Annotated in this window: 10 protein-coding genes; 1 reads left to right on the forward strand and 9 read right to left on the reverse strand. The window is 70.5% G+C overall.

Annotated features, from left to right (window positions below; translation table 11 throughout):
• Positions 1-78 precede the first annotated feature (78 nt).
• The 6 genes from ACZ6Z4_RS00620 to pseB form a co-directional block, all read right to left on the reverse strand.
• On the reverse strand, positions 79-870 hold the full coding sequence (locus tag ACZ6Z4_RS00620; RefSeq protein WP_363675793.1) for a class I SAM-dependent methyltransferase: 792 nt from the start codon (positions 868-870) through the stop codon (positions 79-81).
• A gap of 84 nt (positions 871-954) precedes the next feature.
• A complete protein-coding gene (locus ACZ6Z4_RS00625) occupies positions 955-1,686 on the reverse strand; it encodes a cytidylyltransferase domain-containing protein (RefSeq protein WP_465556669.1) in 732 nt (243 codons plus the stop codon).
• Positions 1,683-2,546, reverse strand: a complete 864-nt coding sequence (locus ACZ6Z4_RS00630) for a hypothetical protein (RefSeq protein WP_465556671.1) — start codon at positions 2,544-2,546, stop codon at positions 1,683-1,685. Before ACZ6Z4_RS00630 ends, ACZ6Z4_RS00625 begins: the two co-directional genes overlap by 4 nt.
• Positions 2,546-4,066 (reverse strand): hypothetical protein, encoded by a 1,521-nt coding sequence (locus ACZ6Z4_RS00635; RefSeq protein WP_465556673.1) that lies wholly within the window; start codon positions 4,064-4,066, stop codon positions 2,546-2,548. The genes ACZ6Z4_RS00630 and ACZ6Z4_RS00635 overlap by 1 nt, the downstream gene beginning before the upstream one ends.
• A gap of 36 nt (positions 4,067-4,102) precedes the next feature.
• The gene (gene pseC, locus ACZ6Z4_RS00640; protein WP_465556675.1) at positions 4,103-5,227 is read right to left on the reverse strand and encodes a UDP-4-amino-4,6-dideoxy-N-acetyl-beta-L-altrosamine transaminase; all 1,125 of its coding nucleotides are present in this window, start codon (positions 5,225-5,227) and stop codon (positions 4,103-4,105) included.
• A 4-nt stretch (positions 5,228-5,231) separates the two neighbouring features.
• Positions 5,232-6,215 carry a UDP-N-acetylglucosamine 4,6-dehydratase (inverting) gene (gene pseB / locus ACZ6Z4_RS00645; protein WP_363675803.1) on the reverse strand — a complete coding sequence of 328 codons (984 nt, stop codon included), beginning with the start codon at positions 6,213-6,215 and terminating at the stop codon, positions 5,232-5,234.
• 197 nt (positions 6,216-6,412) lie between these two features.
• Here pseB and ACZ6Z4_RS00650 point away from each other — a divergent pair, with 197 nt between their 5' ends.
• Positions 6,413-7,441, forward strand: a complete 1,029-nt coding sequence (locus ACZ6Z4_RS00650) for a PseG/SpsG family protein (protein ID WP_465556677.1) — start codon at positions 6,413-6,415, stop codon at positions 7,439-7,441.
• Here the strand turns inward: ACZ6Z4_RS00650 and ACZ6Z4_RS00655 are convergent.
• The 3 genes from ACZ6Z4_RS00655 to ACZ6Z4_RS00665 all read right to left on the reverse strand — a co-directional run bounded on the left by ACZ6Z4_RS00655 (position 7,426) and on the right by ACZ6Z4_RS00665 (position 14,324).
• Positions 7,426-9,582 (reverse strand): hypothetical protein, encoded by a 2,157-nt coding sequence (locus ACZ6Z4_RS00655; protein ID WP_465556679.1) that lies wholly within the window; start codon positions 9,580-9,582, stop codon positions 7,426-7,428. The genes ACZ6Z4_RS00650 and ACZ6Z4_RS00655 overlap by 16 nt on opposite strands.
• A gap of 142 nt (positions 9,583-9,724) precedes the next feature.
• Entirely contained in the window at positions 9,725-11,971 is a 2,247-nt protein-coding gene (locus tag ACZ6Z4_RS00660) for a hypothetical protein (RefSeq protein ID WP_465556681.1), read from the reverse strand.
• Between the two features lie 25 nt (positions 11,972-11,996).
• Positions 11,997-14,324, reverse strand: a complete 2,328-nt coding sequence (locus ACZ6Z4_RS00665) for a hypothetical protein (protein ID WP_465560556.1) — start codon at positions 14,322-14,324, stop codon at positions 11,997-11,999.
• Between the last annotated feature and the right edge of the window lie 18 nt (positions 14,325-14,342).

Consider the following 14,342-nt stretch of genomic DNA (forward strand, 5'->3'; position numbering starts at 1 on the left):
AGTCGGGAACGAACAGATGCACGGTAGTCCTCACGACGGCGTTTGTGACCCACCGCGACCAAAAAGTTGCCCAGGGCGTCAGAGGCCGGGCTGGTCCAGGCCGCGCTGGTAGTTGGCCAGGTCGCTCGGCCAGGTCCGGTAGCAGTTCGTGAAGTACGGCATCCGCAGCGGCTCCGGGGGCCGGGCGGTGCCGTCGTAGATGCCGTCGATCTGCTCCAGCACCGACTCCCGCCGCGACTCGGTCAGTACGGCGACGCGTGAGTGCGACAGGGCGAGCTGGCGCAGGCCGGTCCGGTCCAGGTCGTGCCAGTGCCGGAACCGGCCGGTCTCCACCGGGCCGAACAGGTCCGACTGCAGCAGCACCGGCATCGGGTCGAACTGGTCGGCCCCGGCCAGGAAGTCCTCGCCCAGGATCGCGCGGTCCAGCCGGCGGACCCACGGGACGACCGTGTCGTAGTGGTTCCAGAGCAGCCCCAGGACGCCGTTCGGCCGCAGTACGCGGGCGATCTCGGGCAGCGCCCGGGCGTGGTCGAACCAGTGGAACGCCTGGCCGACGATCACCGCGTCGACCGAGCCGTGCGCGAGCGGGATCGACTCGGCCGCGCCGACCATCGTGTCCACCCGCGGCACCTGACGGCAGACCGCGAGCATCTCCTCCGACGGGTCGACCGCGACCACGTCGTGGCCGAGACCGGCCGCGACCGCGCTCAGCTTCCCGGTCCCGGCGCCCAGGTCGAGCACCTGCCGGCGCCCCGGCCCGAGGATCCACGCCAGCGCCTCGGCGGGGAACGTCGGCCGGCCCGCGGCGTACGCGGCCGCGACGCCGCCGAAGGAGCGGGCGCGCTCAGGTCCTGGGTCGTCGGTGGTCATCACCGTAAATCATGCCGTAGCAGCGGCCGGTGACGTCAGGGCGCGCGGTAGGGCGTGTCCGCAATTCCTGCCGCCGCAGGTGAGCTACTCTCCGAGTTTCTTCTGCTCGATGTGCTCGTTCAGCGCGTGCAGCTCGGGGTGCTTGCCCATGATCGCGACCAGGTCGGCGCAGTTCAGGTCGGCCGCGTCGAACTCCTCGATCAGCGTGGTGAGCAGCCGCCGGTCGTCGGGCGTGTCCAGCGTCAGCCGGTACTGCGAACCGTCGCCGCCGTCCCACGGGATGTTCAGCAGGTGCATGTCGCCGGTCCGGTTCTGGTGCAGGTACGACGTGACGTGCTCGCGGTCGGCCTGCAGCGTCGCGTCGGCGTCGGCCTGCAGCAGCCGGGACGCGGAGAAGATCTCGTAGTCCATGCCGCGCGGGAAGGTCCGCTCCAGGCAGTTCGAGACGTACAGGTTCTCGTCGTGCGCGTCGCGGTAGGCGTCGACGCCCTCGCTGACCACCGCCGGGTCGATCAGCGGGCAGTCCGAGGTGACCCGGACGACCGCGTCCAGCTCGTGCTCGCGGATCGCGCCCGCGAACCGGGCCAGCACGTCCAGCTCGCTGCCCCGGAAGACCGGGAACCCGTACGCCGTGGTCTGCTCGACGATCGGCTCGTCGTCGGAGTTCGTGGTGGTGGCCACGATGACCGGCAGCCCGGTCGCCGCCAGCCGGTCCAGGTGGTGCTGGAGGAACGTCCGGCCACCGGCGGTCAGCAGCACCTTGGCCGGCAGCCGCGTGCTGGTGGCGCGGGCCTGGGTGATGATCCCGATCTTCATGACAACACCTTCGCAGTTCTGGGGTTTTCCACCATCGGGAGCTCGTTCCAGCGGAACAGGTCCCGGATCTCGGCCGGTCCGGCCAGGTGCTCGACGCCCAGCTCGGCGTCGGTGAACGCCCTGGCCAGGTCGAGCGGCACGTACGGCTGGTTCAGCTCCGGCCACAGGCGCCGGATCCGGGCCTGGCCGCCGAACGAGGGGTGTTCGTTCTCCAGCAGCATCGGATCGCCGTACACGCCCGGTTGCAGCCCGATCGAAGCACCGTACAGCACGGCAGAGCTGAGCCGGTTGCTGGCGACCCGCGTGTGCTTGCGCAGCTCCTTGAGCTGCTTGAGCAGGAAGTCGGGGTCGGTCTTGCGCCAGTTCAGGCCCCGGTAGCCGTGCGTGATCACCCGGAACCCGGCGTCGGTGTAGACCTGCCGGATCGCCTCGTTGCCGAACTCGTTCCAGTACAGGCAGACGGTGATCGGCCCGGTCTCGTGCTCGTTGATCGAGGCAACGATCTCGGCGTGGTCGCCGAGCACGTTCTGGCCTTCCCAGCCGTGGAACGGGTAGAAGATGGTGCCCGCGGCATCGGGCGCCGGAGCGGCCAGCTCGGGGTGCAGCTCGAGCAGGTAGAGCCAGGCCGACCCGATCACCGAGTAGTCGCGCAGGCCCATCGACCAGCCGCGGCGGCGGACCGTGTCGGACCAGACGAACTTCGGCATCCCGGGCACGAACGCGGTGTTGTACGCGAACCCGTCCAGGATGTTCCAGCCGTGCTGGAGGTAGCCCCAGATCCGCGGCGGGTCACCGGCCGGGAGGCCGGCGTACGCGGCCATGATGTGCGCGTGGCCGTAGAAGTGGTTGGCGTGGTGCATCAGCGCACCACGCGGCGGACCCGCTTGACGACCACGCGGGCCGGGTTCAGCACCGCCTGACCGACCCGGTACGGCTTGGAGCGGCGGATCCCGCTCAGCTGCTGCTCGAACCAGGTCGCCTGCGCGCTCGCGTCGGCGAGCTCCTGGCTGAGCCGGGCGATCGTCGCCAGCTGCTCGGCGCTGCCCTGCGGCCGGATCATCTCGTTGCTGTCAGCAACCGCGGCCCAGAGCTCGTCGGTGACCGTCAGCCCGGTCATCGAGGCCAGCCGCGTGGTCAGGTCGCGCGGGGCGCTGCCGGCCGCCCATGGTTGCCGGGAGCCCGCTTCCAGCGAGCGCCGGACGAACCGGCCGAGCTGCGCCACGATCAGCGCGTCCCCGGTGCCCTCGACCGCGGGGCCGGTGCCGAACAGCCGGTACGACGTACCGTCGGTGATCACGTTGTCGGCGGAGGCGACGGCGACGGTCGCCGCGTCCTGGGCGCGTAGCCAGTCGACGTACGCCGGGACGATGCGGCGCAGCGCGGCCTGGTCGTCGAGGCGGAGCGCGGTGAGCAGCTCCTCCTCCAGCAGGATCCCTGCGCCACTGGGGACTACGCCCGCCGGGAGCTGCTCGGGGAGCGCCTGCTGCTGAGTCGAACTCGCCTCTGGCACGGCCGCGTCGAGCACGAAGAACCAGGCGGGCGCCAGCTCGACGCCCAGCCCGGCGGCGAGTGCCTCCTGAGTCGTCCGGTACGGATCGGTCAGCGTCGGCCCGGTGAACCGGCCGGCGACAGCCCGGGCGACCACGGCAGCTGCCAGCGGTCCGTCGACCGCGCTCAGTCCCACGGACGCCTCAGCCACCGTCGGGTAGACCGCGTAGGTCCGCGCGACCCGCAGCTCAGCAGCCCCGCCGGCGCTCGCGTCAGGCGCCTCCAGCGCCGCGACCACCGCCTTCAGCCCGGTCGGCGCGGCGGCGTCGCCGCGGAGGTCGCCCGGCCAGTCCTCGTCGCGCGGGATCGTGGTGGTCGGGTCGGCCTGGATCATCCGCTCGATGCCGAAACTGTTCTCGGCACCGAGCAGAAGCCGTCCTCCCGGGGCGAGCCGGGATTTCAGCGCGGCGAGCCCGTCCGCCCACCGCAGTACCAGGGTATCCGGGCCGATCAGCCACGGCATCCCGGCGAGCGCCACGACCACGTCGTACGACGGCTCGCCGTGCTCGGGGCCGAAGTGGTCCAGGGTGCCGCAGAACACCCGGACGCCGAGCGCCTCGGCGATCTCCTCGGCGTCGGGCGCCGAACGGACCAGGACGTCGACCGAGGCCGCCGTCTTGGCCACCTGCTCGAGCAGCTCGAGCGAGTGCGGGCCCGCGACGAGCACGGTGTCGGTCGGCCGCACGGCAGCCGCCAGCAGGTCCGCCGGCACCGGCCCGCCGACCGCCGGGCGGCCGTCGGTCGGGTGCAGGTCGGACCAGTTCAGCATTTCGCCGGCGATCATCACCGAGCGGGCCGCAGCGGTCTCGTCCGAGGACTGGTCAGATGTCACAGTGGTCAATTCTCTGACTTTCCACCAAATGAGTGATCAGGAGACCAGTTTCGTCAGCGTCTCGATCACGCGATCGACGTCCGCGTCGGTCAGGTCCGGGAACATCGGGAGCGAGATCTCCTCGCGGTAGAACTGCTCCGCGTTCGGGCACATGCCGCGCTGGTAGCCCGCGTCGGCGAACACCGGCTGCCAGTGCACCGGGATGTAGTTCACCTGGACCAGGATGCCGGCCGCGCGCAGGCCGTCGAAGATCTCCCGGCGGCGGCCGCCGAGGATCCGGACCGGGTACAGGTGCCAGGCCGGGTCGACGTGGTCGCGCTGGGTCGGGGTCCGGACGCCGTCGACACCCGCGAGGGCCTCGTTGTAGCGCGCGGTGATCTCGGTGCGGCGCTTCTTGAACGCGTCCAGCCGCTTCAGCTGGGACAGCCCGAGCGCGGAGGCGATGTCGGTCAGCCGGTAGTTGAGGCCGTGCTCGTGCACCTCGTAGTACCAGGAGCCCTCGTCGGTGTGGTCGAACCGCTCCGGGTCGCGGACCACGCCGATGTGGTGGAACTCGTGCACCCGCTGGGCCACCGCCGGGTCCTTGGCGACGACCGCGCCGCCCTCACCGGTGGTCAGGTTCTTGGTCGGGAAGAACGACAGCGTGGTGACGTCGGCCAGGTCGCCGACCGGGCGGCCCTTGTAGAAGCCGCCGACCGAGTGCGCGGCGTCGCCGAGCGTCTTCGCGCCGACCCGGTCCGCGATCGGCTGCAGCGCGTCGTAGTCGGCGGCGTGACCGGCGTAGTCGACGGCCGCGATCACCTTCGTACGGTCGGTGACGACCGCCTCGACGGCGGCCGGGTCGAGCAGCGCGGTGTCCTCCTCGACGTCGGCGAACACCACCTTCGCGCCCAGGATCGCCGCGCAGGACGCGGTCGCCACGAACGTCATCGGGGTGGTCACGACCTCGTCGCCGGGGCCGACGCCGAGCCCGGCGTACGCCATGTGCAGAGCGGCGGTGCCGGAGGTGCAGCTGACGGCGCGGTGGCCGCCGGCCAGCTCGCCGACCGCGTTCTCGAACGCGGTGACGCTGGGGCCGGTGGTCAGCCAGTCACCGCGCAGGATCGCGGTGACCGCCTCGATGTCGTCGTCGCTGATCGACTGGCGTCCGTAGGGCAGCATCGGCTCAGACGTCGCTCTCGAGGATCTTGGTGATCTCCTCGATGGAGTACCACTCGTCGTTGTTGTCCGAGGTGTAGTGGAAACCGTCCGCGACCGGTACGCCGTCGCTCGGCGCGGTGTAGCCCCACGTGGCCAGGTCCGGCTGCAGGACGTAGCGGTCGCCGATCGCCAGCGCGCGGCGGCCTTCCTCCGGGCTGATCATCTCCTCGTGCAGCTTCTCGCCCGGGCGCAGGCCCATGTCGTGCATCTTGGCGCCCGGCGCGATCGCCTGGGCCAGGTCGGTGATCTTCATCGACGGGATCCGCGGCACGTACAGCTCGCCGCCCTGCATCAGCTCGAACGAGTCGACCACGAACTGGACCGCCTCGGGCAGCGTGATCAGGAACCGGGTGCAGCGCAGGTCGGTGATCGGCAGCGACTGGCCGGCCTCGTGCAGGGCCCGGAACTTCGGGATGATCGAGCCGCGCGAGCCCATCACGTTGCCGTAGCGGACCACGCAGAAGCGGGTCTCGTACGCCGCGGCGTAGTGGTTGCCGGTGATGAACAGCTTGTCGGCGGTCAGCTTGGTCGCGCCGTACAGGTTGATCGGGCTGGACGCCTTGTCGGTGGACAGCGCGACGACCTTCTTCACGCCGGCGTCGATGGAGGCCTCGATCACGTTCTGCGAGCCGACCACGTTGGTCTGGACGAACTCCCACGGGTTGTACTCCGCGGTGTCGACCTGCTTCAGGGCGGCCGCGTGCACGACGTAGTCGACCTTGTGCATGGCCCGGTTCAGCCGCTGCCGGTCGCGGATGTCGCCGATGAAGAACCGCAGCCGCGGGTCGTCGCCGAACAGCTGGCGGACCTCCCACTGCTTCAGCTCGTCGCGGCTGAAGATGATGATCCGGCGCGGGTCCAGGTTGTCCAACGCGTAGCGGATGAACGCCTTGCCGAAGGAGCCGGTGCCTCCGGTGACGAGGATGTCGGAGCCGGTGAGGATGGACACGTCGAGTAGGACCCTTCTGAGGGGACAGTTCCGGACAGCCGCGGAGCGCATACCTGCCTAGCAGCAACTCCGTACGATAGCGGGCACCCCGTCGGAAGCCCGCATCACCGGTTCGCCCGCCTGTGGACAGACGCCCCCTGAGCCCCAGAAGTTCGCCGCAGTCCCACGTGGCGCGGCTCACCCGGTACGGTCTGGGCGTGACGGTGCGGATCGGTGTCAGGTGTGACGTAGGCCCCAAGCGGGGGATCGGGCATGTGATGCGCAGCTTGGCGCTGGCCGAGGAGCTGGTTGGGCGCGGGGCCGAGGTGGTTTTCGTGTGTGACAGCCACACGGTGCCGTGGGCCGACGAGCAGATTCGGGGCCGTGGGATCGCGGTCGAGCCGGCGGTCTGGACGGCTGAGGAGCACCTCGACCTGTACGGGCGACTGGGGCTCGATGCTGTGATCTGGGACTCCTACGACCTCGACCCGGGCGTGTTCGCCGCGGTCCGGGCGTCGGGGCTGCCGACGCTGGCGATCGTCGACGGCGGGTACGGCGGTGCGGTGGCCGACATCCTGGTCGACCAGAACCTCGGCTCCGAGCAGGACTCCCCGGAGCTCCCCGCCGGTGCCATCCGCTTGGCCGGGCTCGATTACGTGCTGCTCCGCAACGAGATCCTCGAGCTGCGCCCGTCCGAGCCCCCCACGGTCCGCACCAGCCAGGTCCCGAAGGTCTTCGCCTTCTTCGGCGGCACCGACGCGTTCGGAGCCGGGCCGCACGTCGTACGCGCCCTGGCAGCGACCGGTACGCCGTTCGAAGCGCTGGTGATCGCTCCCGGTGACGAACTGGCCGAGGCGATCGCCGCGGTCGACCTCCAGGACGGCCAGCACGTCGAGGTGATCGGCCCCACGTCCCAGCTGGCCAAGGCGGTCGTGGCCTCCGACCTGGTCCTCAGCGCCTCCGGCACCTCCACCTGGGAGCTCCTGTGCCTGGGCGCCACCGCTGGTCTGGTCTGCGTCGTCGACAACCAGGTGATGGGCTACGAACGCACAGTAGCTACGGGTGCAGCAGTCGGCGTAGGCGTCCTCTCAGACCTCAAGCAAGACCCCACAGCAGCAGCCGCCGTACTCCGCCCACTGCTGCAGGACCCAAACGAGCGAGCCCGCCTAGCCGCAGCCGGCTACCAGCTGGTCGACGGCCAGGGCCGCGTCCGCGTCGCCGACGCCCTGTTTCACCTGATCTCGTAGATCGTCGCGTCCTTCGTCGAGTGCCGGAGGCGCGCGTACTCGCCGAGAGCGGGCGACACCTTCCCGGCGCGCCGGTCGGCGTACAGCCAGCGGACTCCACGGCTGCGCAGCGCCTCCAGCGCGGCTGCGGACGGCGCGGTGAAGGCGGCGTCGTTCGTCCTGAGCAGCTCCTGGTCCCAGAAGGGCAGCAGGCTCGGGTTGATCCCGGTCTCGATGGAGAGCTTGTTGGCCTGGTTGCTGTACGACCAACCCTCGACCACGACGGGCCGCTCGGTCAGGGCGGCGATCCAGAAGTGCCGGCTGTCGCACACACCGGGGCGCTGGACGATGCAGTGCGCGTTGGTCGCGATCAGGTCGCCAGGCGCGCTGTTCCGCCGCAGCCAGCGGGCGGCGCCGGCCTCAGCGGCTGTCGCACCGCCGCGGCCCGGGCGCGCGAAGGTCAGGCTGGTGGCGTGCTCGGAGAACACGGCCTGGAGCGGGACCAGCGTCGCCCCGACCATGGCCGCGGCTGATCCGGCCGCCAGAGCCGCGGTCAGCAGCCCGCCGCGGCGTCCGAGGAGCCGCCACCCTACGGCGGCCAGGACCGCGACCACGACCAGCGCTCCCGCCGTCCACAGCCACGGTCCCTTCACCCCGCGAAGACCGTCGGCTCCGAAACGGGCGACCGCACAAGCGACGAGCCCGAGCACGCCGCCGGCGCCGACCAAGTACGCACTCCGCCGGTCGCCGAGCGTGCCGGTCAGGCGGGCGAGGCCGACGACGGCCAGCACCGCGATCGCCGGGAAGGCCGTGCGCAGGAAGTAGATCTGGCTGAGACCGGACTGAGCGGTCATCAGCGAGGCCGCGAGGCCGGCGAACGAGAAGCCCACCAGCAGGACGACTCCCGGGTCCCGCCACTTGCGGCCGAGGAACACGATCCCGCTCGCTGCGAGCGCCCAGCTCAGCAGGGTCGCCGCGGCGGTGAGCGCCTGCGCGGCCCGGTCGATGCCGGTCCCGTGCCGTAGCGACGGGTACGGCGACAGCTGGACGAAGGTCTGGAACGGGTTGAGCTCGGTTCCCCAGGACTCGCCGCCGAAGATCACCACCAGCGCCGCGACGAACACGGCCACGCAGAGCGCCCCGCCGACCAGCGCCGTCCGGCTGAATCGTCGCAAGGTCAACAGGTACACGAAAACCAGCCCGAAGCCGCAGCCCAGCATCGGCACGATCGTCGACTTGGCCCCGGCCGCGACCAGCAGCAGCCCGACCAGCAGCACCCACCGCGTCCGCGGCCCTTCGCCGCGCAGCACGTCGACGATCACCAGGCACAGGGCGAGCGCGATCATCACGCCCAGGTTCTGCGTGGGACTGAGGTACGCCGCGATCGCGGTCGAGATCCCGCCCAGCGGAAGGTCCGGGAGCGGCTGCAGTGCTCCACCGAGCCCGGCGACCAGTACGGCGAGCGCCCCGACCCACGTGGTCCCGGCCGGCCCGCGGCCCTCAGAAGGCTTGCCCAGGAAGCGCTGCGTGAGGGCGAACAGCAGCCCGCACCCGGCGAGCATCAGCGGCAGCCAGGTGAGCGAGTGGATCAGGTCAGTGAGATCGATCCGGGTCGCCCACGCGGTCGCGGCCGTCGACTGGTGGAAGAACGAGTGGTAGTGCATCGGCTCGCCGCCGAGCCACAGCGTCCCGATCGGTACGTCGTACTTCGCGCTGGCCGTCAGCGCCTGCTGGAAGGCCAGGTCCGGATAGGCCTTGAGCGGATCGGTGTACGCCGGCAGGAACTGCCCGGGGCCCTTGCTGAAGACCACGACCAGGACCACCGCGGTGGTCGCCGCGAGCAGCCAGGCCTGCAACGGCTTGAGTGGCTCCTCCACCCGGACCCAGACCCGAGCGCGAACGCCGGGGTGCAGGAACGCCAGGAGCAGCACAGCCGGCGCCCAGAACCAGGACCAGGCCTGCAGGCCGACGAGCGAGGTGAGCAGGTAGACGATGATCTGCGCCGACGTACCGATCGCGAACCCGGCAGCGCAGTCCTCGACCAGGTTGCGCCGGTAGCTGCCGATCAGCCGCCACAGCACGAAGCCGGGGAGCGCTACTCCGAGCAGGACGAAGGCCGTGAAGCGGCCGACCTCGCTGACCGTCGAGTAGCGCAGCAGCATCGCGAGAGCGAGTACTGCGAGCAGCGCCGCCGGGGCCAGGGGCGCGGGGGACCTGGTGACAGCCCCGGATCGAAGCCGTCCGGCCCACGTTTGCATGCGATCACCCTAGTGCCGCGCCGAACGCGGAGTGTGACCGGCCCGATCACCTGATCTCGTAGATCGTCGCGTCCAGGGTGGCGTGGCGGAGGCGGACGTACTGGTTGAGGTCGGGGGAGACCTGGCTGGTGCGGTGGTCGGCGTAGAGCCAGCGGACGCCGTAGCGGCGGAGGCGCTCGATGACGGCGGCTGAGGGGGAGGAGAAGGCGGCGTCGTTGGTGGCCAGGAGTTCCTGGTTCCAGAACGGGAGCAGAGTCGGGTTGCCGCCGTCGGTGGTGGCGATGCGGTTGATGCGGTTGGTGTAGGCCCAGCCTTCGACGAGGACCTGGCGTTCGGACAGCGCCGCGATCCAGAAGTGGCGGCTGTCGCAGACGTCGCCGCGCTGGACGATGCAGTGGGCGTTGGTGGCGATCAGGTCGTCGGTGCCGGAGTTGCGTTGCAGCCAGCGGGCTGCGTCGGCCTCGGGTTTGGTGGGCCCGTTGCCGGCGACCTTGCCGTAGATGACCAGCGTGGCCTGGTCGGAGACGAGGGTCAGCAGCGGCAGTGAGGTCGAGCCGGCCATGCAGGCGGCGACCAGTGCCGCCAGGGCTGCGGTGATCATGCTGCCTCGGCGTACGAGCCACCAGGCGATGGCGACGACCAGTCCGACGACCAGCAAGGCCAGCAGGGTCAGGAGGAACGGCACCTTCACGCCGGACAGATCAGCTGACGCCACTCTGGCCAGGCCGGCACCGAGCAGCCCCAGACCAGCAGCAGTCGCAACCAGTACGCCGCTGCGCCGGTCGCCGAGCTTGTCGGCGAGCCGGGCCAGGCCGAGGCAGGAAAGCACCGCCAGGAAGGGAAAACCGGTGCGGTAGAAGTAGACCTGGCTGACACCGGGCTGGGAGGTCAGCACGCTCGCAGCGAAGCCACCGATCGCCGCACCGGCCAGGAACACCACTCCGGGGTCCCGCCAGAACCTGCGCAGGAACAGCACACCAGCAACGGCCAGACCCCACGCGGCCGTGGTCGTCAGAGCGCTGAGCAGCTGAGCCGCCCGGTCCACACCAGTGCCGTGCCGGAGGGCGGCGTACGGCTGCAGTTGGATGAAGAGCTGTGCCGGCTTGATCTGCAGGCCGGACGACTCGCCTCCGAACACCACGATCGTCGCGGCCACGAGGACCGCCAGCACGACTAGTCCGCCGACCAGAGCCCGCCCGGTCGAGCGCCGGGTCGCCAAGCGGGCCAGGAAGACCAGCCCGAAACCGCAGACCGCCAGCGGCAGGACCGTCGCCTTCGCGCCGGACGAGGCCAGCGCCACCAGCACGAACAGCACCCACCGGCTGCGTACCGGCTTCGACCGCAACAGATCCACAGCCAGTACGGCGAGCAGCAGCGCCAGCATCATGCCCAGGTTCTGCGTCGGGCTCAGGTACTGGCTGGAAGCCATCGAGATGTTGCCGAGCGAGATGTCGTGCAGCGGCTGCAGCGTGCCACCCACCCCAGCCAGCAGTACGGCGAACGGCCCCGCCCAGACAGCACCGGGATGCGGCTCCTCACCAGGCTTCAGCAGGAACCGCTGCGTCAGCGTGAACACCAGCACGCACCCAGCCAGCGCCAGCGGCACCCAGAGCAGCGCGTACAGCACGTTGGTCAGGTCGATCCCGGTCGACCAGGAGGTCGCAGCAGCGACCTGGTGGAAGAACGTGTGGTACTTCATCGGCTCGCCGAAGACCCACAGCGGGACGAGCGGTACGTCGTGCTTAGCGCTCGCCGCCAGCGCCTGGTGGAACGCCATGTCCGGGAACGCCGCGTTCGGATCCGTGTACGCCGGTGCGTAGCGCCCCGGGCCCTTCACCCACATCAGCAGCAGCACCAGCGACGTCCCAGCCGCCAGCAACCAGGCGGTCAGAGGCGCGAGCGGCGCCTCCACGTGCTGCCAGACGCGAGCCCTGACGTCCCGGTCCAGGACGCCGACGACCAGCACGATCGGAGCCCACACCCAGGACCAGCGCTGCAGCCCGACGGACGAGCTGGCCAGGTAGACGAGCAGCTGGGCCGCCGTACCGACTGCGAAGCCCGCTGCGCAGTCCTCGACCAGGTTGCGGCGATAGGCGCCGATCAGTCGCCACAGCACCAGGCCGGGCAGCCCGACACCGAGCAGCACGAAGACGGTGAACTTCAGCACGTCCAGCAGCGGCGCGTACCGGCCCATCATCACCAGCGTCAGCAGCACCACCGGTACGGCGGCAGCGAGCCCGGCTACCGAGCCAGTGCCGTGGTCCCGCGGCCCGCGCCGCCTGGCTCTCCCCATGCGGGTCACTGTAGGTGACGAGGAGTCACGGAAGCTCGTAGATCAGCGCGTCCGGTGTCGCGTAGCGCAGCGTCGCCAGCGTGTTGAGGTTCTGGGAGACGGCGGTCTGGGTCGGGTCGGCGTACAGCCAGCGGACGCCGTACTTGGTGCGCAGCAGCCGCAGGTTGTCCCGGGTCGGCGACGTGAAGGCCACGTCGTTGTCCTCGAGCTTCTGCTCGTCCCAGAACGGCAGGCCGTTCGGGCTCTTGCCGGTCGCGGCGACCAGGTCGTTGATGGTGTTGGTGTAGCCCCAGCCCTCGACCAGCACGTGCCGCTCGGACAGTGCGCTGATCCAGAAGTGCCGGACGTCGCAGCCGGAGGCGTTCTTCATCGCGCAGTGCGCGTTGGTCGCCACCAGGTCGCCGGGGGAGGTGTGGTCGCGCAGCCAGTGCGCGGCGTCGGTCTGGGTCTGTGTCGGGCCCAGCGGGTACTTGTCGGTCAGCGGCTGCAGCGTGACCTCGCGGTAGTTCAGCATCGTCTGCACCGGCAGCAGCAGTCCGGCGCCCATCCCGGCCAGCACGAACGACGCCATCGCGATCCGGCTCGGCCGCCCGCGCCGCTTGGCCAGCTTCCACAGCCCGGTGACCAGTCCGGCCGCCAGCAGCAGGAAGAGCAGCGTCCACAGCCAGGGGGCGACCAGACCGTCCAGCGTTCCGTCCGGACGGCGGAACGGCTTGCCGTCACCCGGGTTCGCCCGAGTGATCTCCCGAGCCAGATAGGTCGCTCCAGCACCGCCCAGCACCGACGCCAGTACGGCGATCCCGGAGCGCCGGTCGGCGAACCAGAACACCAGCATCCAGGCACCGGCCGCGGCCAGCGCGGCGATCACCGGTACGGCGGTCCGGTGGAAGTACATCTGGCTGGTGCCCGGCTGGTCGGTCAGCACCATCCCGCCGAAACCCGCGATCGCGATGCCGACCAGGAAGATCATCCCGGGGTCGCGGAACCAGCGGGCCGTCGTACCGGCCAGGACCAGCAGGCCGGCCGAGCCGAGCAGCAGCGACAGGCAGACGATGACGCCGCTGGTCCACATCGCGCCGTGGTCGTACTCGCCCCAGCCGACCTCCTTGGCGGTCAGCGGGTAGGTGCCGATCTTGGCGAAGGTGATCCACGGCCGGACCGCCAGGCCCGAGGAGTGGTTGCCGAACACGACCACGATCGCGGCCAGGAAGACCGCGCTCAGCACCCCGATCAGCACCAGCGCGCCGACCGCGAAGCGCCGGTAGAAGATCCGGATGAACAGCACCAGCCCGAGCCCGCAGATGATCAGCGGCAGCACGGTCGCCTTCGACCCCGAAGCCGCGACTCCGACCAGCACGAACAGCACGTACGTCCCCGGCCCGCTGCGGCCGCGGAGCAGGTCGACGCCGAGCAGGGCCATCAGCACGATCAGCCCGCCGCCCAGGTTCTGCGTGGGCGAGCCCCAGACGTAGTTGGTCAGGCCCTCGGCCGGCAGCGTCACGTTCGGGTAGGCGTTGACCGTGCCGCCGATGCCGGCGACGGCGATCGCCAGCGGACCGGCCCAGCGCGAGCCCGGAGCGATCCGGTCGGTGAGCGCGAAGATCAGCGCGCACCCGGCGAGCAGCAGCGGGATCCAGCCGATCGTGTAGACGAGGTCGGTCAGGTCCACGCCGGTCGCCCAGGCAGTGGCGGCGGTGAACTGGTGCCAGAAGTAGTGGTAGTCCATCTTCTCGCCCTGCAGGTACGGCGCCTGCAGGGGGAAGTCGTACTTCGCACTGGCGGACAGGGCCTGGTGGAAGGCCATGTCCGGCGAGTTGGAGCGGGCGTCGGCGTACGGGGCGGGGACCAGGTTCCGGTAGCGACCAGTGGCGTAGATCGGCAGTGCACAGGCCGCAGCGATCAGCCAGGCGGTCAGCGGGTGCACCGGTCGCTCCACCCGGCTCAGGCAGCGCCTGCGCCACGACGGTACGGCGACCGCTGCCACGAACACCGGGACGATCCAGAGCCAGGCCCACTGCTGCAGCCCCAGCGGCGCGACAGCCATGTAGACCAGCAGCAGCACGGAGACGCCGACCAGTGACCCGGCGGCGAAGTCCTCGATCAGGTTGTGCCGGAACGGGCTGGCCAGTCGCCAGAGGATGGTCCCGGGCACTGTGATGCCCAGAACCCAGAAGCGAAGCAGCCGGACGATGCTGTCGCCGGTCGAGTGCCCGGCCATCAGCCAGATCAGCAGCCAGGCCAGCGCGACGCCGGCGGCCAGCTTCAGAACGACGCTCAGCACAGTGCGCCACGGGAGCGTCTTCGGCTCCTGACGCGGCGAGGCACCGAGCGAGCTGGGCGCTCCGAGCGTCATCGTTGGCACGAAGGAAGA

The organism is Kribbella sp. NPDC104740, from assembly GCF_055583505.1.

Excerpts from the sequence above, each read along its gene's own strand:
- ACZ6Z4_RS00620 (WP_363675793.1), bottom strand. The coding sequence starts at position 870 with ATGACCACCGACGACCCAGGACCTGAGCGCGCCCGCTCCTTCGGCGGC.
- ACZ6Z4_RS00625 (WP_465556669.1), bottom strand. The coding sequence starts at position 1,686 with ATGAAGATCGGGATCATCACCCAGGCCCGCGCCACCAGCACGCGGCTG.
- ACZ6Z4_RS00630 (WP_465556671.1), bottom strand. The coding sequence starts at position 2,546 with ATGCACCACGCCAACCACTTCTACGGCCACGCGCACATCATGGCCGCG.
- pseC (WP_465556675.1), bottom strand. The coding sequence starts at position 5,227 with ATGCTGCCCTACGGACGCCAGTCGATCAGCGACGACGACATCGAGGCG.
- ACZ6Z4_RS00655 (WP_465556679.1), bottom strand. The coding sequence starts at position 9,582 with ATGCTGCTGCGCTACTCGACGGTCAGCGAGGTCGGCCGCTTCACGGCC.
- ACZ6Z4_RS00660 (WP_465556681.1), bottom strand. The coding sequence starts at position 11,971 with ATGGGGAGAGCCAGGCGGCGCGGGCCGCGGGACCACGGCACTGGCTCG.
- ACZ6Z4_RS00665 (WP_465560556.1), bottom strand. The coding sequence starts at position 14,324 with ATGACGCTCGGAGCGCCCAGCTCGCTCGGTGCCTCGCCGCGTCAGGAG.